20 protein-coding genes are annotated in these 20,295 nt (G+C 74.5%); 10 read left to right on the forward strand and 10 right to left on the reverse strand.

Annotation, left to right across the window (positions count from 1 at the left end; all coding sequences use genetic code 11):
• Positions 1-94: 94 nt before the first annotated feature.
• Entirely contained in the window at positions 95-1,777 is a 1,683-nt protein-coding gene (locus tag GCU60_RS00065; RefSeq protein WP_163201610.1) for a diguanylate cyclase, read from the reverse strand.
• A 115-nt stretch (positions 1,778-1,892) separates the two neighbouring features.
• Between GCU60_RS00065 and pheA the strand changes: the two genes are divergently transcribed.
• Positions 1,893-2,831: a prephenate dehydratase gene (gene pheA / locus GCU60_RS00070; protein WP_163201780.1), complete on the forward strand. Its 939-nt coding sequence runs from the start codon at positions 1,893-1,895 to the stop codon at positions 2,829-2,831.
• 173 nt (positions 2,832-3,004) lie between these two features.
• Here pheA and GCU60_RS00075 read toward each other — a convergent pair whose 3' ends face one another.
• Both GCU60_RS00075 and GCU60_RS00080 read right to left on the reverse strand, forming a co-directional pair.
• Complete coding sequence (locus GCU60_RS00075) at positions 3,005-3,883, reverse strand: 2-dehydropantoate 2-reductase (protein WP_163201611.1); 879 nt, start codon at positions 3,881-3,883, stop codon at positions 3,005-3,007.
• A gap of 97 nt (positions 3,884-3,980) precedes the next feature.
• Positions 3,981-6,110, reverse strand: a complete 2,130-nt coding sequence (locus GCU60_RS00080) for an MMPL family transporter (RefSeq protein ID WP_163201612.1) — start codon at positions 6,108-6,110, stop codon at positions 3,981-3,983.
• Between the two features lie 77 nt (positions 6,111-6,187).
• Here GCU60_RS00080 and GCU60_RS00085 point away from each other — a divergent pair, with 77 nt between their 5' ends.
• Positions 6,188-6,664: a MarR family transcriptional regulator gene (locus tag GCU60_RS00085; protein WP_163201613.1), complete on the forward strand. Its 477-nt coding sequence runs from the start codon at positions 6,188-6,190 to the stop codon at positions 6,662-6,664.
• Positions 6,665-6,684: 20 nt separating this feature from the next.
• Here the strand turns inward: GCU60_RS00085 and GCU60_RS00090 are convergent, their stop codons facing one another.
• Entirely contained in the window at positions 6,685-7,032 is a 348-nt protein-coding gene (locus tag GCU60_RS00090) for a hypothetical protein (protein ID WP_163201614.1), read from the reverse strand.
• A gap of 104 nt (positions 7,033-7,136) precedes the next feature.
• On the opposite strand from GCU60_RS00090, the gene GCU60_RS00095 reads away from it, so the two are divergent.
• The 3 genes from GCU60_RS00095 to GCU60_RS00105 are packed head-to-tail and all read left to right on the forward strand — an operon-like array spanning position 7,137 to position 9,524.
• The gene (locus GCU60_RS00095; protein ID WP_163201615.1) at positions 7,137-8,165 is read left to right on the forward strand and encodes an NAD(P)-dependent alcohol dehydrogenase; all 1,029 of its coding nucleotides are present in this window, start codon (positions 7,137-7,139) and stop codon (positions 8,163-8,165) included.
• Positions 8,162-8,995 (forward strand): SDR family NAD(P)-dependent oxidoreductase, encoded by an 834-nt coding sequence (locus GCU60_RS00100; RefSeq protein ID WP_163201616.1) that lies wholly within the window; start codon positions 8,162-8,164, stop codon positions 8,993-8,995. Before GCU60_RS00095 ends, GCU60_RS00100 begins: the two co-directional genes overlap by 4 nt.
• A gap of 10 nt (positions 8,996-9,005) precedes the next feature.
• Positions 9,006-9,524: a MerR family transcriptional regulator gene (locus GCU60_RS00105; protein ID WP_239520221.1), complete on the forward strand. Its 519-nt coding sequence runs from the start codon at positions 9,006-9,008 to the stop codon at positions 9,522-9,524.
• Here the strand turns inward: GCU60_RS00105 and GCU60_RS00110 are convergent.
• The 3 genes from GCU60_RS00110 to GCU60_RS00120 form a co-directional block, all read right to left on the reverse strand.
• Complete coding sequence (locus GCU60_RS00110) at positions 9,515-9,844, reverse strand: GroES family chaperonin (protein WP_232796997.1); 330 nt, start codon at positions 9,842-9,844, stop codon at positions 9,515-9,517. The genes GCU60_RS00105 and GCU60_RS00110 overlap by 10 nt on opposite strands.
• Positions 9,845-9,923: 79 nt before the next feature.
• The gene (locus GCU60_RS00115) at positions 9,924-10,256 is read right to left on the reverse strand and encodes a metallopeptidase family protein (RefSeq protein ID WP_163201617.1); all 333 of its coding nucleotides are present in this window, start codon (positions 10,254-10,256) and stop codon (positions 9,924-9,926) included.
• An 11-nt stretch (positions 10,257-10,267) separates the two neighbouring features.
• Positions 10,268-11,692 carry a GuaB1 family IMP dehydrogenase-related protein gene (locus GCU60_RS00120; RefSeq protein WP_163201618.1) on the reverse strand — a complete coding sequence of 475 codons (1,425 nt, stop codon included), beginning with the start codon at positions 11,690-11,692 and terminating at the stop codon, positions 10,268-10,270.
• A 176-nt stretch (positions 11,693-11,868) separates the two neighbouring features.
• On the opposite strand from GCU60_RS00120, the gene serS reads away from it, so the two are divergent.
• The 4 genes from serS (at position 11,869) to GCU60_RS00140 (ending at position 16,612) form a co-directional block, all read left to right on the forward strand.
• Positions 11,869-13,167 (forward strand): serine--tRNA ligase, encoded by a 1,299-nt coding sequence (gene serS / locus GCU60_RS00125; protein WP_163201619.1) that lies wholly within the window; start codon positions 11,869-11,871, stop codon positions 13,165-13,167.
• Positions 13,164-14,072, forward strand: coding sequence for an HAD family hydrolase (locus GCU60_RS00130; RefSeq protein WP_163201620.1), 909 nt, complete (start codon positions 13,164-13,166; stop codon positions 14,070-14,072). The genes serS and GCU60_RS00130 overlap by 4 nt, the downstream gene beginning before the upstream one ends.
• Entirely contained in the window at positions 14,065-14,868 is an 804-nt protein-coding gene (locus tag GCU60_RS00135; RefSeq protein WP_163201621.1) for an HAD family hydrolase, read from the forward strand. The genes GCU60_RS00130 and GCU60_RS00135 overlap by 8 nt, the downstream gene beginning before the upstream one ends.
• 100 nt (positions 14,869-14,968) lie before the next feature.
• A complete protein-coding gene (locus GCU60_RS00140; protein WP_163201622.1) occupies positions 14,969-16,612 on the forward strand; it encodes a methyl-accepting chemotaxis protein in 1,644 nt (547 codons plus the stop codon).
• 71 nt (positions 16,613-16,683) lie between these two features.
• Here GCU60_RS00140 and GCU60_RS00145 read toward each other — a convergent pair whose 3' ends face one another.
• Positions 16,684-16,953 (reverse strand): DUF4190 domain-containing protein, encoded by a 270-nt coding sequence (locus GCU60_RS00145; RefSeq protein WP_163201623.1) that lies wholly within the window; start codon positions 16,951-16,953, stop codon positions 16,684-16,686.
• 134 nt (positions 16,954-17,087) lie between these two features.
• Positions 17,088-17,642, reverse strand: coding sequence for a bacterial proteasome activator family protein (locus GCU60_RS00150; RefSeq protein WP_163201624.1), 555 nt, complete (start codon positions 17,640-17,642; stop codon positions 17,088-17,090).
• A gap of 110 nt (positions 17,643-17,752) precedes the next feature.
• Here GCU60_RS00150 and GCU60_RS00155 point away from each other — a divergent pair, with 110 nt between their 5' ends.
• Positions 17,753-18,976, forward strand: a complete 1,224-nt coding sequence (locus tag GCU60_RS00155) for a cysteine desulfurase-like protein (RefSeq protein WP_163201625.1) — start codon at positions 17,753-17,755, stop codon at positions 18,974-18,976.
• Positions 18,977-18,983: 7 nt separating this feature from the next.
• Here GCU60_RS00155 and GCU60_RS00160 read toward each other — a convergent pair whose 3' ends face one another.
• On the reverse strand, positions 18,984-19,973 hold the full coding sequence (locus tag GCU60_RS00160) for an NAD(P)H-quinone oxidoreductase (RefSeq protein WP_163201626.1): 990 nt from the start codon (positions 19,971-19,973) through the stop codon (positions 18,984-18,986).
• Positions 19,974-20,295 lie beyond the last annotated feature (322 nt).

Consider the following 20,295-nt stretch of genomic DNA (forward strand, 5'->3'; position numbering starts at 1 on the left):
CTGTGCATGCCGGTACCGACAGTGTCGAGAACCGGCCCCGGAACGCGCCGTCCCCTGTCCGTCGCGTCCCTCCCGTCCCACGCGTGCGGGAAGCTCACGCGCCGGCTCCGCGCTTCCGCGCGGCGGCGCGGAGGACGTCGGGCGGGGCGTGCGCGCGGACCCGGTTGCGCCCGCCGCGCTTGGCGGAGAACAGGTGCAGGTCGGCGGTGTCGAACAGCGCCCGCCAGCCGACCACGGGGCTGGGCTGCCCGGCGGGGACGGCCGGGGCGGTGGCCACCCCGATGCTGACGGTCACGTCGGCGGAGAGCTCCAGCTCGGTCCAGTCGGCCGCGGCGACGGCGGAGCGCAGCCGCTCCATCACGACCACGGCCTGCGCCTCGGTGGCCGTGGGCAGCACCACGAGGAACTCGTCGCCGGCCCAGCGGTACACCTCGTCGCCGTTGCGGCTGTGCTCCCGCAGCAGGTCGGCGACCCGGCGGAGGACGGCGTCCCCGTGGGTGTGCGAGGCGGCGTCGTTGACCTCCTTGAACCGGTCGACGTCGACCACGGCCAGCGACAGCGGCTCCTCGCCGAGCCGCAGGGCGCCCAGCCGGCGCTCGGCGCTGCGCCGGTTGCCGAGCCCGGTGAGCGGGTCCTCCAGGGCGTGCCGGCGCAGCATCGCGGCCTGGCGCTCGGCCTCCCGCAGCCGGCTGCGGCGGACGAACATCTCCGCCCACATCTCCCGGCCGCGGGCGTGCGCCCGGCCGGTGTCGGAGCGGTAGGCCTCCAGCCAGTGCAGCGCCTCCGCGGTGCGGCCCAGGTCGGCGTTGTCCTGGCCCAGCTCGAGCAGGCTCTGCCGGTAGCGGCGCCGGTCGCCGGTGGAGGCGAACGCGCCCGCGGCGTCGACCAGCAGCCCGATGGCCTCCTCGCCGACGGCGACGTCGCCGTCCCGGCGGGACAGCGCGCGCAGCAGCCGGGCCAGCGCCAGGTCGGTGTAGCCGCGCAGCCAGACCCCGCCGTCCCGCTGCACCGAGCGGCGGACCCGGCGCAGCGGCCCGAGCGCGCCGTCCAGGTCGCCGCTGACCACCAGGGCCCACCCGTGCACGACGTCGAGCAGGTCGCCCTCGGCCGGCTCCGGCTCCCACGGCAGCTCGCGGGCGGCGGTCGCGCAGGCGATCGCCTCGGTGGCCAGCTCGGCGGCGCGCTCGGTGTCGCCGCGGCGGCGCAGCGTCTGGGCCAGCTCCGCGTGCTGCCGCGCCCCGAGCAGCAGCAGCCGGCCGTGGTCGCCGACGTCGGGCAGCCCGGCGGCCACCTGGTGCCCGCGGACCGCGTGCGCGACGGCGAGCTCCTCCAGGTCCAGGCCGCAGAGGGTGAGCGACAGCCAGCGGTGGGCCTGCAGCAGCGCGCGCGAGGGCTGCGCCTGGCCGTCGGTGAGCAGGCTCGCGTCGACGGCGAGCAGCATCGCGTGGTCGAAGTGGTCGGCGGTCATCTCGACGTGCGCGAGGTAGGCCATGAGCAGCGCCGTCTCCGACGACACCGGGCAGCGGTCCAGCAGGTCGCGGGCGGCGGTGACCTCGTCGGCGGTGGTGTCGGGGTCGCGGTCGAGCGTGGCCCGGCGGGCGGAGAGCGCGTGCCGCCAGGCGGTCCAGGTCGGCTCGCAGCCGTCGGCGAAGGTGTCGGCGGACTCGTCGAGCAGGGCGAGGAACGGCTCCGGGTCCTCGACGTGGCTGGCGTCGAGGTACCGCCACAGCGCCGCCTGGAGGACTCCGGGGGCGACGCGGGCCGGGCCGGGGGTCACCTGTCCTCCACTCGGGTTCGGCGGCCAGCCGGCCGGTCCTGCCGTAGTGAGGCCGATCCTCCCGGGCGGGACGTGCGCCTCGCCCCGTCGGCACTACCCTCGTCGGATGCCCGGGATGCCACCCAGTACACCTCCGACGCGATTCGTGTACCTGGGACCGGAGGGTACCTTCACCGAAGCGGCCCTGAGCAGGGCGATTCCGTCGACGGAGGGATCGCGCGCTCCCCGGCCGAGCGTGGCCGCCGCGCTGTCCGCCGTCCGATCGGGGGAGGCGGACGCCGCCCTGGTCCCGTTCGAGAACTCCGTCGAGGGCTCGGTGCCCGCGACCATGGACGGCCTGGCCGACGGCGACCCGCTGGTGATCACCCGCGAGGTGTTCCTCGAGGTGGCCTTCGTGCTCGCCGTGCGCCCCGGCACCGCGCTGGCCGACGTCCGCTCGGTGACCAGCCACCCGCACGCCCTGGCCCAGACCGCCGGCCGGCTGGCCGAGCTCCTGCCCGGCGTCACCCCGATGCCCGCGACGTCGACGGCGGCGGCCGCGGCGTCGGTGGCCGCGGGCGAGGTCGACGCCGCGGTGTGCGCGGCGATCGCGGCGTCCCGCTACGGGCTGGAGGCGCTGGCCGACGACGTCGCCGACCACGCCGGCGCGGTCACCCGGTTCGTGCTGGTCGCCCGCCCCGGCCCGCTGCCCGCGCCCACCGGCAACGACAAGACGTCGCTGGTCGCCGTCGTCGCCGACCGGACCGGCGCCCTGCTGGACCTGCTGAGCGAGTTCGCCGTCCGGGGGATCAGCCTGACCCGGATCGAGTCGCGCCCCACCCGGCAGCGGCTCGGCGCCTACTCGTTCTCCCTCGACTGCGAGGGGCACGTGGCCGAGCCGCGGGTGGGGGAGGCGCTGTCGGCCCTGCACCGGATGTGCGAGGACCTGCGCTTCCTGGGGTCCTATCCGCGGGAGGACGGCCGGGAGAACCGGCCGGTGCCGGCGGAGTCCGCCGACGCCGCCTTCGCCGAGGCCGGGGACTGGCTGACCCGCCTCCGCTCCGGCGCCGTCTGAGCTCCGGCGGGTGGAGCCGTGGCGGCGACTGATCTTCGTCTGGGCCGCCTACCCCGTCGTCGCCGCGGGTTGAGCCGCGTCAGCGTCCCTGGAGCCGCGTCGTGGCACGGCTCCGGGGGCGGTGGCCCGGCTAGACCCCCGTCCGGCGCACCGCCGATCGCCGGCGGGTCGGCTCATCCGAGCCGCTTGCGGAGCTCCTCGACGATCGACCGGGTGACCGGCACGTCCACGCCGTGCCGGTCGGCCGCCCGCAGCACCGCGCCGCCGATCGGCTCCAGCTCGGTGGGATTGCCCTCCGCGGCGTCCCGCTCCATCGACGAGCGCATCCCGTCCGGCAGCGACCAGGCGAAGTCGCGGGTGGCGGCTGGGTCGGAGGCCGCCCCCTCGGCGCGGGCGACGGCGGCGACCTCGGTGATGACGGCGGTGAGCTCCTCGCCGTGCCCTTCGCGCACCGCCCCGAGCGGCTGCCGCGTCCGGGTGGTGAGCAGCGCCATCGGCGCGAGGAAGCAGAGCTTGTCCCACAGCAGACCGGCCTCGTCGGGGCGGACGGTGACGTCCACCCCTGCCGCGTCGAGGGCAGCGGCCAGCCGCTCGGCGCCGGGCGCCAGCTGGACCGCGGCGAGCTGCCCCTCGTGCCGGATCACGCCGGGACCGGGCCGGGAGGCGAACACCCGGATCGTGCCCGCGACCACGGAGGCGGCGGGGTAGCGCTCGCGGAGCAGCGCCAGGTGCTCGACCCCGTTGAGCAGCGGCACGACGACGGCGTTCCCCAGCACGTCGGCCGGCACCCGGTCGAGCGCGGCGTCCAGGGCGGTGGCCTTCGTCGTCACCAGGAGGACGTCGACCGGCCCGTCCAGCCGCTCCACCCCGCGCACGGTGGCCGTCAGCTCCCCGTAGCGGTCGCTGCGGACGGCCAGACCGGCGCGGTCGAGGTGCTGCGCCGTCCCCGGGCGGGCCAGGCAGCTGACCGCGTGCCCGTCGCGGGCGAGCAGGGCAGCCAGCAGGCCGCCGACGCCGCCGGGTCCCAGGACCGCCACGCGCAAGGTCTCCACGCGGTCAGCCTGCCATCGGCCCTCCGGCGTCGAGTGAGCAGTCGTCGTCGCCTCGGCTGACGGGGAGGCGACCGCAACCGACCACTCGGCGGGGGGCTCAGACGCGCTCGAGCTCCCGGTCCTCCGTCGGCGCCGTCGGCCCCTTCGCCAGCTTGCTGGGCCACCACACCTTGTCGCCGATGAGGTGGACCGCGGCGGGCACCAGCAGGGTGCGGACGACGAAGGTGTCCAGCAGCACGCCGAAGCCGACCAGGAACCCGAGCTGGATGAGGATGACCAGCGGCAGCACGGTGAGCGCCCCGAACGTCGCGGCGAGCACCAGCCCGGCCGAGGTGATCACCCCGCCGGTCACCGCCAGCGCCCGGAGGATGCCGGCCTTCGCGCCGTGCCGGATCGACTCCTCCCGCGCCCGGGTCATCAGGAAGATGTTGTAGTCGATGCCCAGGGCCACCAGGAAGACGAACCCGATCAGCAGCACCTGCGGATCGCTGCCCGGGAACTGGAACAGGTGGTCGAAGACCAGCGCGGCGACGCCGACGGTCGCGGCCGTGCTGAGCGCGACCGTGCCGACCAGCAGCAGCGGGGCCACGACCGCCCGCAGCAGCAGGGCCAGCACGACGGTGATCACCAGCAGCACCAGCGGCACGATCACCAGCAGGTCGCGGGCCGCCGTCTCCTGGGTGTCGAGGTCGCTGGCGCTGGAACCGCCGACCAGGGCGTCGGGGTCGACGTCGCTGACGGCCGTCCGCAGTGCGGAGACGGTGGCCTGCGCGGCCTCGCTGTCCGGGGCGTCGTCCAGCGTGGCGTCGAGACGGACCAGTCCGTCCACCTCGACGGGTTCGGTGGCGCCGGCGCCGGGCGGGCCGCCCTGCTGACCGGTGAAGGGCGCCACCCCGGCCACGCCGTCGGTCGCGGCGGCCGCCTCGGCGACGTCCTCCCAGCCGTCGGCCGGGGTGATGATCACCGCCGGGCTGGCCGCACCGGCCTCGTAGTGGCGGGCCAGGGCCTCCTGGCCGGCGCCGGACTCCGAGCCGCCGCGCACGGCCTCCGACAGCGGGATGCCGTCGGAGTCGAAGGTCGGGACGAACAGCGCGAGGACGACGAGCGCCCCGGCGCTGCCCAGCAGGTAGCGGCCCGGACGGCGGCCGACCGAGGTGGAGATCCGCTCCCAGCCGCGGCCGTGGGCCTGCTCCTCGCCGTGCTTCGGGCGGAACGGCCAGAAGGCGGCGCGGCCGAACAGCACCAGCACGGCGGGCAGGAAGGTGAGCGCGGCGAGCATGGCGAAGGCGATGCAGACCGCGGAGATCGGCCCGAGCCCCCGGTTGGAGCCGAGGTCGGAGAACAGCAGGCAGAGGACGCCGAGGATCACCGTGCCGCCCGAGGCGAGGATCGGCTCCCACGACTGCTTGAGCGCCACCCGCATCGCGGTGTACTTCGACTCCTCGCGGCGCAGCTCCTCGCGGTAGCGGGCGACCAGCAGCAGGCCGTAGTCGGTGGCCGCGCCGACGACGAGGATCGAGGCGATGCCCTGGCTCTGGCCGTTGACCGCGATCCAGCCCTGCTTCGCGAGGAAGTAGGCGACGGCGAGCGAGACGACCAGCGCCATCGCCGCGGTGCCGATGACCAGCAGCGGCAGCAGCGGGCTGCGGTAGACGACGAGCAGGATCAGCAGGACGACGCCGAACGCCGCGATGAGCAGCAGTCCGTCGATGCCGGAGAAGCCCTCGGCGAAGTCGGAGAAGATCGCCCCGGGCCCGGTCACGTACGCCGTGGTCCCGTCGATCCCGGGCAGGTCGCGCAGCTCGCCGATGACCTCGCCAAGGGTGTCGCCCAGGTCCGGGTCGAAGGGCAGCACCGCCTGGACCGCCTCGCCGTCCTCCGACGGGAGAGCCGGGGACGGCTCGCCCCGGAGCGCGTCGGCGTCCTGGGCGATCCCGACGGCCGCGTCGACGCGTTCCTGCGCCTCGGCCAGGGCAGCCGGGTCGAGGGCGCCGTCGTCGCTCTCCCAGAGCAGGATGACCGGGAGGGCGCGCTCGGTCTGGAACTGCCGCTGCAGCTCGGTGACCCGGGTGGACTCCGCGCTGTCGGGGAGGAAGGCGGCGGAGTCGTTCTCCGAGACCTCTCCGAGCTTGCCGCTGAACGAGCCCAGCGGGCCGGCCAGGCCGAGCCAGGCGATGGCGATGAGGGCCGGGATCAACCAGCGGAGGATGCGGGTACGGCGGGGCATGATGTCCTTCGGTGGTCGAAAGTCTCGATCATCGAGAGATTAGGTCGGGATCCGGCCGGACGCGAACGGAGGTACCGGTGTCCGAGGACGACGAGCGCGCGCGGCGGGAACTGGCACTGCTCCTTCGCCGGCTGACGGTCGAACTGGATGCAGTCGGCCAGAGATTCGCCCAGCGGCACGGCCTCAACCGCACCGACGTGCGGGCGCTGGTCGCGATCATGGACGCGGCGCGTCGCGGCGAGGAGCTCACCGCCGGCCGGCTGGGCGAGGCCGTGGAGCTGCGGTCGGCGTCGGTGACGGCGCTGGTGGACCGGCTGGAGAAGGTCGGTCACCTGCGCCGCGCACGGGACGCCGAGGACCGCCGGCGGGTCGTGCTGCAGATGTCGGACAGCGCGATGGCGGCGGGTGCCGAGCACTTCGGTGGGCTCGCCCGCGACCTCTCGGCCGCGATGGAGGGCTATACGCCCGACGAGCTCGCCGTCGTCCGGCGGTTCCTGGTCGAGATGACCGACGTGATCGTCGCGCACGCCCGCACGCCCGAACCCCAGGAGTGATGGTCCCGCCTACGGGGCGGTCACGGAGCCGAGGAGGCGAGGGCGGCGCTCCGGGCGAGCAGGGGGATGCCCACCAGGGCGGCCAGAGCCGCGGCGACCAGCGCGTAGTACGCCCAGATCGACGGCGCGACCGGGGTGGCCAGCAGCAGCACCGTGGCCAGCAGCGCCACGTTCAGGACGGCGAGGACGGCATAGGCGGCGTCGCTGCCGCGGAACGCCAGCAGCCCGATGACCGCGAGGACCACCAGCCAGCCGCCCGGGACGGTTCCCGGATCCCCCGGCAGGGCGGCGACCACCGCGGTCGCGGCGACGAACACCGCCCACACGCCCACGGCGGCGGAGCGGGGTCGAGCGGCGACGCGCGTCATGGCGAGCATGCTGGCGGCGCGCGCCGCCCGGGTCAACGAGCCCGGCCGCCCGTCACCTGCTCGGGGTTGCGCTGGAGTGCACTCCAGCTCCTAGCGTCCGCCGCATGAGATCGGTGACGGGATATGCGGCCTCCGGGCCGGACGGGCCACTGCGGCCGCTGGAGCTCACCCGCCGGGACCTGCGCGCCGACGACGTCGCCGTGCGGATCACCCACGTGGGGGTCTGCCACAGCGACCTGCACGCCATCGAGGGCCTCGCGCCCGGTGCGGCGCCGCTGGTGCCCGGCCACGAGTTCGTCGGCGAGGTGACCGAGGTCGGGCCGGACGTCACCCGCTTCCGGGTCGGCGATCCGGTCGCCGTGGGCAACATCGTCGACTCGTGCGGCGCGTGCGAGAACTGCCTCGCGCACCGGGAGCCCTACTGCCGGGAGGTCCCCACGCTCACCTACGGCGGCCGCGACCGGTACGACGGCACGCCGACGCAGGGGGCGTACTCCACGGAGTACGTCGTCCGTGACGCCTTCGTCTACGCCCTCCCCGCCGGGCTCGACCCGGCCGCGGTCGCGCCGCTGATGTGCGCCGGGGTCAGCACCTGGGGGCCGTTGCGCCGGGCAGGGGTCGGCCCCGGGCAGCAGGTCGGCGTCGTGGGCCTGGGCGGGCTGGGCCACCTCGCGGTGCGGTTCGCTGCCGCGCTGGGTGCCCGCGTCACGGTGTTCACCACGTCGCCGGCGAAGGAGGCCGACGTCCGGGCCCTCGGCGCGCACGACGTCGTCGTCTCCACCGACGCCGCGGCGATGGAGGCGGTCGCCGGCCGGCTGGACTTCGTGCTGGACACCGCCTCGGGCGCGCACGACCTCGCGCCGTACCTGGCTGCGCTCCGGCTGGACGGGACGCTGTGCGTGCTCGGTCTGCCGGAGCGGTACGTGGTGCCGCCGATGAGCCTGCTCGGCCGCTCGCTGACCGTCTCCGGCTCCGGGGGCACCGTGGAGACCCAGGAGATGCTCGACTTCTGCGGCGAGCACGGCCTGGTCGCCGACGTCGAGGTGCTGCCGCTCGACCAGGTGAACACGGCGGTGGAGCGACTCGGGCGCAACGACGTCCGGTACCGCTTCGTGCTGGCGGTGGGGTCGTGAGCCGGGTGGAGTGGGGCGGGCAGACGACGCTGGTCACCGGCGCGAGCGCGGGGATCGGGGCCGAGTTCGCCCGGCAGCTCACGGCGCGGGGCTCGGACCTGGTGCTGGTGGCCCGTCGCGCCGATCGGCTGGACACCCTGGCCGCCGAGCTGACTGCGGCCTCCGGGGTCCGGGTGGCCGTCGTCCCCCTGGACCTGGGGCGGCCGGCGGCAGGGCAGGCGCTCGCCGCCGAGGTCGACCGCCGCGGGATCCCGGTGACCAGCGTGGTCAACTGCGCCGGGTTCGGCACGCACGGGCCTTTCGCCCAGGAGGACGCCGATCGGCTGGCCGAGGAGATCGCCGTCGACGTCACCGCGCTGGTCGACGTCAGCCGCGCCTTCATCGGCCGGCTGCAGGCGGCCGGAACCGGCGTGCTGGTGAACGTGGCCAGCATGGCCGCCTACGCACCGAGCCCGAACATGGCGGTGTACGCCGCCGGCAAGGCGTTCGTGCTCAGCTTCACCGAGGCGCTCTGGCAGGAGTCGCTGGCCAGCGGGCTCCGGGTGCTGGCGCTCTCGCCGGGCGCCACCGACACCGAGTTCTTCGACGTCCTCGGCAACGATGCGGCCGACGGCGGGCGGGGGAGGCAGGCGCCGCGCCTGGTGGTGACCACCGCCCTGCGAGCACTGGACCGGCGGAACCCGCCGCCGAGCGTGGCGGTGGGCCGGCTCAACCAGGTGGTGGCGACGGGCGCGCGGCTGCTCAGCCGCCGGCGCGCGGTGCTCGCCATGGCGGCGCTCACGGGACGGGCCGTGGTCCGGACCGGGCCGGGTAGTGGCGCGCACGCCTAGCCTCGCGGTCATGGACTCGGTCATGGACTCGGTCATGGACTCGGTCGTGGTTCCGGCATCGCAGCAGGCCCTCGGGATCCGCCAGGTCTCCGAGGAGACCGGCCTGAGCATCGACACGCTGCGCTGGTACGAGCGCGTGGGGCTGTTGCCGCTCGTGGAGCGGGCGTCCGACGGCAGGCGTCGCTACCCACCCGACGCCCTGCGGTTCATCCGGCTCGTCCAGGCGCTCCGCCGCACCGGGATGCCGGTGGCCGACGTGCGGCAGTTCATCGAGCTCGGTGGCGGCGAGCTGGCCAACCACCCGGAGCGCATGGCGCTGCTGGAGCGGCAGTGCGCCCAGATCGAGGAGCGGATGGTCGAGCTGCGGGACGACCTGGCGGTCGTGCAGGCCAAGATCGAGACCTACCGCGACCTGATCGCCCGCGGGCTGGACTGCGAGGACGACCTCCCCGACGACATGGTCGAACAGCTGCAGGCCGACGAGCTGCTGGCCGGGACCCTGCCCGCGGTGCCGCGGCGTCAGAGGTAGAGGCCGGTCGATTCCTCGATGCGCTCGGCGGCGACGGCGTGCACGTCGCGCTCGCGCAGGATGATCAGGTCCTCGCCGTGCACCTCGACCTCGTGCTGGTCCTCGGGCGAGAAGAGCACCTGGTCGCCGAGCTTCACCTGGCGCACGCTCGGGCCGACGCCCTTGGCCTCCCCCCACACCAGCCGCTTGGCCACCTGGGCGGTCGCGGGGATGAGGATGCCGCCGCTGGAGCGACGGTCGCCGTCCTCCTTGCGGAGCGCGACCAGGATGCGGTCGTGCAGCATCTTGATCGGCAGCTTGCCGGCGTTGTCCTCGGGCACGTCGGTCAACGCTACCCGTCGCCGTCCCCCACGCTTCTCCGCGGAAGAGGCGGGGTGACTTTCCGCGGAAAAGCTCGGGTCAGCCCCAGCCGAGCTCGTGGAGGCGGTCCTCCTCGATGCCGAAGTGGTGCGCGATCTCGTGCACGACGGTGATCGTGACCTCCTCGACCACCTCGTCCTCGGTCTCGCAGATGTCGCAGATCGCCTCGCGGTAGATCATGATCCGGTCCGGCAGCGCGCCGCCGTAGTCCCAGCCGCGCTCGGTCAGCGCGTACCCCTCGTAGAGGCCCAGCAGCTCGGGCTCGTCGGGGTGCCGGTCCTCCACCAGGACGACGACGTTGTCCAGCAGCTCCATGAGCTCGGCCGGCACCTCGTCCAGCGCGTCGGCGACCAGCGCCTCGAACACCGGCATGGGCAGCGCCTTCACCAGGACGTCGGCAGCGGCCGGCCCTCTTCGTAGCCCGCCGAGCTCTGCACGCCCAGGACGGCCCGCTCGTGCAGCTCGTCCACGGTGCGGGCGCCCGCGTAGGTGCAGGAGGACCGCACACCGGCCACGATCTGGTCGATCAGGTCCTCCACGCCCGGGCGGGCCGGGTCCAGGTACATCCGGGACGACGAGATGCCCTCCTCGAACAGGCCCGCACGCGCCCGCTCGAACCCGGTCTGCGTCGCCGTCCGGGCCTTGACCGCCCGGGCCGAGGCCATGCCGAAGGACTCCTTGTAGAGCCGGCCGCCGTCCTCGTGCACGTCTCCGGCGCTCTCGTACGTGCCGGCGAACCAGGAGCCCACCATCACGTTCGCCGCACCGGCGGCCAGGGCCAGCGCGATGTCGCGCGGGTGCCGCACGCCGCCGTCGGCCCACACGTGCTTGCCCAGCGAACGCGCCTCCGCGACGCACTCCTCGACGGCGGAGAACTGCGGCCGGCCGACGCCGGTCATCATCCGGGTGGTGCACATGGCGCCGGGCCCGACGCCGACCTTGACGACGTCGGCACCCGCCTCGATCAGGTCGCGGGTGCCCTGCGCGGTCACCACGTTGCCGGCGACGACCGGCGCGGAGCCGGCCACTGCCCGCACCGCTCGCAGCGCCTCGATCGCCTTCTCCTGGTGCCCGTGCGCGGTGTCCACGACGAGCACGTCCACACCGGCGGCCAGCAAGGCCGACGCCTTGCTGGCGACGTCGCCGTTGATGCCGACGGCGGCCGAGGTGAGCAGGTGACCGTCGGCGTTCACCGCGGGGGTGTAGATCGCCGAGCGCAGCGCGCCCTTCCTCGTGATGACGCCGACCAGCCGGTCGCCGTCGACGACGGGGGCCGCGCTCACCCGCTCGCCGGAGAGGACGTCGAAGATCTTGGGCAGGTCGGTGCCGGCCGGGATCGTCAGCGGCTCGCGGGTCATCACCTCGGACAGCTGGGTGAACCGGTCCACGCCCTGGCACTGGCCGTCGGTGACGACGCCGACGGGGGAGTCGCCCTCGACCACCACGACGATCCCGTGCGCGCGCTTGGTCAGCAGCGAGAGCGCCTCGCCCACGGTGGAGGTGGGGGAGAGGGTGATCGGGGTGTCGTAGACCGGGTGCCGGGTCTTGGTCCACGACACCACCTCGGCGACGACGTCGACGGGGATGTCCTGCGGCAGCACGGCGAGTCCTCCGCGGCGGGCCACGGTCTCGGCCATCCGGCGACCGGAGATCGCCGTCATGTTGGCGACGACGATCGGGATGGTCGTGCCGACCCCGTCCGGCGTGGTCAGGTCGACCTCGAGCCGCGATCCGACCGTCGAGTGCGCCGGCACCATGAAGACGTCGGAGTAGGTGAGGTCGTGATCGGGCCGCTGCAGGAAACGCATGCGCACATTGTCGTCCTCCGGTCGACACCGCGACCAGGAGCCGTTCCCCGCCTGCGTCGAGCGTGTCCGACCCACGACGCCGGGAGCCCTCCGGACCCCGCGCCGCCGTCGGCCACTCGCAGGGGCGGCTCCCGTCGTCGACGCCGCCGCGGGGCGGCTCTCGTTACGCTCGTGCGGTGATCGACCTGCGACTCGTGCGTGAGAACCCCGACCTCGTCCGTGCCAGCCAGCGCGCCCGGGGCGCCGACGAGTCCCTGGTCGACCAGCTGCTCGCCGCGGACACCGCCCGGCGGGAAGCGGTGAAGCGGGCCGACGACCTGCGCGGCGCGCAGAAGAATGCCTCGCAGGCGGTGAAGAAGGCCACCCCCGAGGAGCGCCCCGCCGTCCTGGAGCGGGCCAAGGCGCTGGCCGCCGAGGTCAAGGAGGCCGAGGAGGAGCAGCGGGCCGCCGACGCCGCGCTGCGTGCCGTGCACACCCGGATCCCCAACGTCGTGGCCGACGAGGTGCCGCCCGGCGGCGAGGACGACGCGGTGACCATCCGCACCGTCGGTGAGGTGCCCTCCTACGACTTCGGGGTGCGCGACCACATCGAGATCGGCGAGAAGCTCGGCGCCATCGACATGGAGCGCGGCGCGAAGGTGTCCGGCTCACGCTTCTACTTCCTCACCGGGCCCGGCGCGCTGCTGGAGTTCGCGCTCGCCCAGCTGGCCATCAGCCGGGCGGTCGCCGCCGGTTTCACCCCGGTCATCGCCCCCGCGCTGGTGCGCCCGGAGGCCATGGAGGGCACCGGCTTCCTCGGCGAGCACGACGAGGAGGTCTACCGCATCGAGCGCGACGACCTGTACCTCGTCGGCACCTCCGAGGTGGCGCTCGCCGGCATGCACAGCGGCGAGGTGCTCGACCTGTCGAAGGGCCCGAAGCGCTACGCCGGCTGGTCGTCCTGCTTCCGCCGCGAGGCCGGCTCCTACGGCAAGGACACCCGCGGCATCATCCGCGTGCACTGGTTCGACAAGGTCGAGATGTTCAGCTTCGCCCGGCCCGAGGACACCGAGGCCGAGCACCTGCGCCTCCTGGCGTGGGAGGAGGAGTTCCTCACCGCACTGGAGCTGCCCTACCGGGTCGTCGACATCGCTGCCGGCGACCTGGGCACCAGCGCCACCCGCAAGTACGACATCGAGGCCTGGTTCCCCAGCCAGGGCACCTACCGGGAGCTGACCTCGACGTCGGACTGCACGACGTTCCAGGCCCGGCGCCTGGGCATCAAGTACCGCGACGACGACGGGAAGACGCAGATCGCGGCCACCCTCAACGGCACGCTCTGCGCCATCGCCCGCACGATCGCCTGCCTGCTCGAGGTGCACCAGCGGGCCGACGGCTCGGTGCACCTGCCGGTGGCGCTGCGGCCGTGGCTCGGCGGCATCGAGGCCATCACCCCGGGCATGACGCTCACGGCGCCGATGCCCCCCACCGCATGAGCCACGAGCAGCCGAAGGCCCTGCCGGCCCACGGCGTCCTCCCCGGCGCCGACGAGGTGGTCGTGCTCGGGGACCTCGGGAACTGGCGTCCCAAGCTGGTCGCCACCGACCTCGACGGCACCCTCCTCGACGCCGCCGGCGAGGTCGGCCCGCGCACCCGGGCGGCCCTCGGTGCCTGTTGGGACGCCGGCATCCCGGTGATCGGCGTGACCGGGCGCGGACCCCGGCTGCTGGACAGCGTGCGGGTCGCCCTGGACGGGCGGGGGATCGCCGTGCTGGCCCAGGGCGGGTTCGTCGTCGACCTGGAGCGGGACGATGTGCTGCGCACCGTGGCGCTGCCGCGCGACCGAGCGGCCGCGGTCATCGAGCGGATCGAGGCCGTGGCCGGGGAACTCGTCCTCGCCGTCGAGGACGCCGCCCAGCAGGCCGAGGTGCACGCCCGGCTGCGCGTGCAGCACGGCTTCGACTGGCCCTACCCCGAGGGCACGCAGCTGCTGTCCCGCGCGGACGTGCTGCCGGCCGAGGCGGTGCTCAAGGTCTTCCTGCGTTCACCCACGCTGGACCAGGACGAGCTGCTGGCCCGCGCGCGCGGCGTCGTCGACCCGGCCGACGCGGAGGTGACGCACGCCGGTCTCGGCTTCATCGAGGTGCTGCCGCCCGGCGTCACCAAGGCCACCGGGCTGGCGGTCGCGCTGGAGCGCTACGGCGTCGACCTCGGCGACGTGCTGGTCTTCGGCGACATGCCCAACGACCTGCCGATGCTCACCGCCGTCGCCGAAGCCGGTGGCCGGGCGATCGCGGTCGCCAACGCACACCCCGCGGTGCGGGCCGTGACGCACGGGCGGACCAGCGGCCACCACGCCCACGGCGTCGCCCGCTACCTGGAGGCCCTGCTCGATGTCTGACTGGAAGCCGCGGCTGATCGCCAGCGACATGGACGGCACGCTGCTCCGCTGGGACGACACCGTCAGTGAGGCGACCGTCGCCGAGCTCGGACGCTGGCGGGCCGACGGCGTCCCCGTCGTGCTGGCCACCGGCCGCCCGCCGCGCTGGATGCACCGCATCCGTGAGGTGCTGGGGCACGGAACGGCGGTGTGCTGCAACGGCGCTGTCCTGCTGGACCTGGAGAGCTTCGAGATCCTGCACGAGGAGCCGCTGCTCCCCGACGTTCTCCGGGCCGTCACTGCAGAGCTGCGGCGGCGGCAGCCGGACACCTGGTTCGCCGTCGAGTACGGGCTGGAGTTCCGTCACGAGCCCGTCTACAAGCCGCGGTGGGACGTCGACGCTCCGGGGGTCGCGGAGGCGACGCTGGAGGAGATGATGCTGCAGCCGGCGGCGAAGCTCCTGGCCCGCCATGAAGATCTGCCGCGCGACGAGTTCGTCGCCCTGGTGGAGGAGGTCGCCGGCGGTCAGGCGACGGTCACGTGCTCCTCGACCGACGCGCTGGCCGAGATCTCGGCCCCCGGCGTCACCAAGGCCACCGGCCTGGCGAAGGTCGCGGCGCGTCACGGGGTCGGGCCGGAGGACGTCGTCGTGTTCGGCGACATGCCCAACGACATCGCCGCGTTCGAGTGGGTGCGCGACGGTGGCGGCCGGGCGGTGGCGATGGCGCACGCGCACCCGGACCTGCTGGCGGTGTGCACCGACGTCACTGTTGGCAATGACGAGGACGGCGTCGCCGCGTTCCTGTCCTCGCTCTAGCACCTTCTGCCCGCTCCGGGGGCAAGTCGGCTCAAGATCGGGCGGTTCCTGCCGAAATGGCCTCCGAACGTGTCATCGGTACACAGGAGAGCAGGCACGCATGGAGCACGCGCACGACCCCGCACCCCCGACCGCAGACGGCGCGGAGCGGGACCAGGACGGGGCCACCGGCTACCGCTTCGGCCTGCGCGGCCGGATGCTCGGCGCCATCCTCGTGGTCGCCGTCACGACCGTCGGCGTCGGCGCCTTCGGGATCGACCGGATGTCGATGCTGAGCGACCAGGCCAAGAACGTCTACGACGAAGGCGCCGTGCCGCTCAGCGCGCTGCGGCAGCTGGAGACGGACTGGTGGCGGCTGTCGACCAACGTGGCCCGGGCGTCCATCCCGACGCTGCCGGCCGAGACGATCGCCAAGGCGCGTCAGGGCACGGCCGAGACGACCGAGGCCCTGGCCGAGCACACCGCCGCGGTTGCCGAGATGCCGCTGAGCGCGGACGCGCGGGCGGCCTTCGAGACCTTCAGCGCAGCCACCCAGGCATATCTGACCGCGCTCGCCCAGCTCCAGCAGCAGGCCGCCACCAACCCGGCGGCCATGCCGCCGCTGCTGCGGACGATGGCGGAGAACGAGGCCGTCATCGGCGCCTCGCTCGCCGAGGCCACCGAGGCCGCGTCGGCAGAGGCGCTCGCCACCGCGACCGAGGCCGAGGAGGCCTACGAGACCGCCCGAACCCTCACCCTCGTGATCATCGTCGCCGGCCTGGCCATCTCGGTGGTCCTGGCCATGCTCGTGGCCCGCGGCGTGATGCGCCCCGTGCAGCGGATCCGCGAGATCCTCGGCCAGGTCGCCGAGGGTGACCTCACCGTGCGCGCCGGTCGCACCGGCGGCGCCGAGCTCGGCGAGATGGCCGTGTCTCTCGACCACACGCTCGACGCCATCGGCAACGTGCTCGTGCTCGTCGGCGACTCCTCGACGCGTCTGGCGGCTGCCTCGCAGCAGCTCAGTGGCGCGGCCGAGGGGATGCGGCAGAACGCGCAGACGGCTGCCGGTCAGGCCGACGACGTCGTGGCCTCCGCGGGTGCGGTGGCCTCCAGCGTGGACACGGTCGCGACCGGGTCCTCGCAGATGGAGTCCGCGATCCGGGAGATCTCGCAGAACGCCAGCGAGGCCAGCCGGGTGGCCAGTCAGGCCGTGGACGTCGCGGAGGACACGACCCGGACGGTCGGCAAGCTGGGTGACTCCTCGGCGGAGATCGCCACGGTGATCAAGCTGATCAACGGCATCGCGGAGCAGACGAACCTGCTGGCGCTGAACGCCACGATCGAGGCGGCGCGCGCCGGGGAGGCCGGCAAGGGCTTCGCCGTCGTCGCCTCCGAGGTCAAGGAGCTGGCGCAGGAGACGGCTCGGGCGACCGAGGACATCTCCAAGCGGGTGGAGGCGATCCAGGCCGACACCGCCGGTGCGGTGGACGCGATCGGCCGGATCAGCACGGTCATCGGTGAGATCAACGACTTCCAGGCGACCATCGCCGCGGCGGTCGAGGAGCAGACGGCGACGACGAACGAGATGAACCGCAACGTCGCCGAGGCGGCCAGTGGTTCGCAGGGGATCGCCGCGGCGATCACCGGGCTGGCCGCCGGCACCGCCGAGACCAATCAGCGGGTCGAGGACGCCCAGCGGGCGGCCGGCGAGCTGGCCCGCATGAGCGGCGAGCTGCAGGACGCGGTGGCTCGCTTCCGGGTGTAGCAGCGACCGCACGACGCACGACGGCGCCGTCCTCCTGCGCGGGGGCGGCGCCGTCGTGCGTCGGTGGCGCCTCAGGTGAGGATGTTGTAGGCGATCACCATGTTCACGATCGCCACGACGACTGCCACCGCACCGGTGGCCACGCCCGCGGTCGCCTGGCCCCGCTGCGTGCCGGAGCGGCGCGCGAAGATTCCCAGGGCCACGGCCACGAGGCCCAGGGCCAGGCCGATGATCGCGAACAGCACCGCGAAGACGATGCCGACGATGCCGGTGACGAGCGCGGCGATCGCGAGCCCGTTCTGGCCGCTCCGGGTGCTGGGGGTGCTCGACTGAGTGGTCACGGGGTCCTCCCGGGGTCGGGCCGGGTGGTCCCGGCCACGGGCCCGGGGGATGGGCGCCCGGGCACCCCGGGAAACCGCGGATGATCATGATTCACCCGGTCAGGGGAACCGGTTGGTTCCGCCTCCATCGCGCCCTACAGGTACTGGCCGCCGCCCGGCCGGAGGTCCGGCTGGGCGCCGGGCTGCTGCCCACCGGGCAGGGCCTTGCGGCGCATCTCCTCCAGCTGGGCGCGGGCAGCCATCTGCTGGGCGAACAGCGCCGTCTGGATGCCGTGGAACACGCCCTCGAGCCAGCCCACCAGCTGCGCCTGCGCGATCCGCAGCTCGGCGTCCGACGGCGTCTGGTCCTCGCTGAACGGGAGGGTGATCCGCTCCAGCTCCTCCCGCAGCTCCGGCGCCAGGCCCTGCTCGAGCTCGCGGATCGAGGAGGCGTGGATGTCGCGCAGCCGGTTGCGGCTGGCGTCGTCCAGCGGAGCCGCCCGGACCTCCTCCAGCAGCTGCTTGATCATGGTGCCGATCCGCATGACCTTGGCCGGCTGCTCGACCAGCTCGCCCACGGCGAGGGCGCCGGCGTCGTCGCCCTCCTGCGCGCCCGAGGGGGCCACGGGCACCGCGCCCAGCGGGCGCCCGTCGGGCCCGACCACGACCACCTGGTGGGGACCTCCGCTGCCGTTCTCCGGTGCTGTCATGCCCCCATCCTGCCCCGTGCTCCCGACGGCGACCGACCGGCCGGGCGACGCCCGCGACAGGACCCGGGACGGTGCGTCGGGGACCCGGTGGAGCAACTAGGGTGCGCGACATGTCAACGGGGGCCGGACGGCTGGACGTCGCGCGTCTGCGCGGTCTCTTCCCCGCCCTCGCCGACGGCTACGTGCACGCCGACGGCCCGGCCGGCTCCCTGGTGCCCGAGAGCGTCGCGCACGCCGTCGGCACGGCCATGCGGATGCCGGTCGCCAACCGCGGCGGTGTGTTCCCCGCGTCGGGGCGCTCCGAGGCGCTGGTCACCGGGGCGCGGGCCGCCGTCGCCGATCTGGTGGGCGGGCAGCCCGGCGGGGTGGTGCTGGGGCCCAACATGACCACCCTGACGTACGCGATGGCCCGGGCGCTGGCCCGTACGTGGCGCCCGGGCGACGACATCGTGGTCAGCCGGCTCGACCACGACGCCAACGTGCGGCCCTGGGTGCAGCTGGCGGCGAGCGTGGGCGCAGAGGTCCGCTGGGCCGAGGTGGACATCGAGACCGGCGAGCTGCCCGCGTGGCAGTACGCCGACCTGATCGGCCGCCGCACCCGCCTGGTGGCGGTGACCGCGGCCAGCAACGCGCTGGGCACCCGGCCGGACGTCGCGGGCATCGCCGCGCAGGCGCACGCCGTCGGCGCGCTCGTCTACGTCGACGCGGTTCACGCCGCCCCGCACGTCTTCCTCGACAAGCGCTCCCTGGGTGCGGACTTCGTGGCGGTGTCGGCCTACAAGTGGTGCGGGCCGCACGTGGGCGCCGTCGTCGCCGACCCCGACCTGCTCGGGTACCTGCACCCCGACAAGCTCGTGCCGTCGTCGGACAGGGTGCCCGACCGGTTCGAGACCGGCACGCCGCCGTTCGAGCTGTACGCCGGCGTGAGCGCGGCCGTCGACCACCTGGCCGGGGTCTGCGGCGATGCCCCCGGTACGCGCCGGGAGCGGCTGCGGGCCGCGATGGCCGCCGTCGCCCGGCACGAGGGGGACCTGTTCGAGTGGCTGGACCAGGCGCTGCGGGCGATGCGCCACGTCCAGGTGCTGGGCCGGCCCGAGCGCAGCACCCCCACGCTGTCGTTCACCGTGGCCGGGATGCGCCCGCGCCAGGTGGCCGCCGAGCTCACGCGGGACGGCATCTGCGCGTGGGACGGCGACTTCTACGCCCGTGAGCTGTTCGACTCCCTCGGCGTGAACGAGACCGGCGGCGCGGTGCGCCTGGGCCTCATGCACTACAACACCGCCGACGAGGTGGGCCGGATCATCGACGCCGTCGCCGCGCTGCGCCCGCGCTGATCGGCCGTCAGTCGGCGAGCAGCAGCACCTTCCCCACGTGCTCGCTGGCCTCGACCACGCGGTGCGCCTCGGCGGCCCGCGACATCGGCAGCCGGCGGTCGACGATCGGCCGGATCGAGCCCCGCTCGACGTCGGGCCACACGTCGTGCCGGACCGCGGCGACGATCTCCTGCTTGCCGCCCGGGCCGGTGGCGGGGCGGGAGCGCAGCGCGGTGGCGTGCACCGAGGCCCGCTTGCCCAGCAGCGTGCCGATGTCCAGCTCCGCCTTCGAGCCGCCCTGCATGCCGATGATGACCAGCCGGCCGCCGACGGCGAGGGCGTCGACGTTGCGGCCCAGGTACTTCGCGCCCATGTTGTCCAGCACGACGTCGGCCCCGCGGCCGCCGGTGGCCTCGCGCACCCGCTCGACGAAGTCCTCGTCGCGGTAGTTGATGGTGGTGTCGGCACCCAGCTCGCGGCAGACGTCGAGCTTCGCGGCCGTGCCCGCGGTGGTGAGCACCCGCGCACCGGCCCGGGCGGCCAGCTGGATGGCCATCGTGCCGATGCCGCTGGACCCGCCGTGCACCAGGAAGGTCTCCCCGCGCTGCAGCCGGGCCAGCTGGAAGACGTTGGACCACACGGTGCAGGTGACCTCGGGCAGCGCGGCGGCGGTGGCCAGCTCGACGCCGGAGGGCTTGGGCAGCAGCTGCACGGCCGGGACGGAGACCCGCTCGGCGTAGCCGCCCCCGGCCAGCAGCGCGCACACCTCGTCGCCGACCTGCCAGCCGAGGACCCCCTCGCCGATCTCGCTGACGATCCCGCTGCACTCCAGGCCCAGGATCTCGCTGGCGCCCTTCGGGGGCGGGTAGAAGCCCTGCCGCTGCAGCAGGTCGGCCCGGTTCACCGCGGTGGCGGCGACGTCGACGATCACCTCACCGGGTCCGCAGACCGGGTCGGGCACCTCGGCCCAGGTGAGGACGTCGGGGCCGCCGGGTTCGCTGATCGTCACCGCACGCATGCCCCGACCCTAGAAGGACCCCGTCGCCCCCCGCCGCTCGCACGCTCGCGCCGGGACCCTGCGACGGGGCCGTTCCAGCCCGGCACCAGCCCCCCGCCGCTCGCCCGCCCGCGCCGGGACCCTGCGCCGGGGCCGTTCCAGCCCGGCACCAGCCCCCCGCCGCTCGCACGCTCGCGCCGGGACCCTGCGACGGGGCCGTTCCAGCCCGGCACCAGCCCCCCGCCGCCGGCCCGCCCCGTGGACGAGCATGGCGCCGGGGCCACCGGACGACGCTGGCCGGTGGCCCCGGCGCCATGCTCGCGCTCAGGGGAGTGCTGTGCGG

This window comes from Blastococcus saxobsidens (genome assembly GCF_010682065.1).
In the GTDB taxonomy this organism is placed as follows: domain Bacteria; phylum Actinomycetota; class Actinomycetes; order Mycobacteriales; family Geodermatophilaceae; genus Blastococcus; species Blastococcus saxobsidens_B.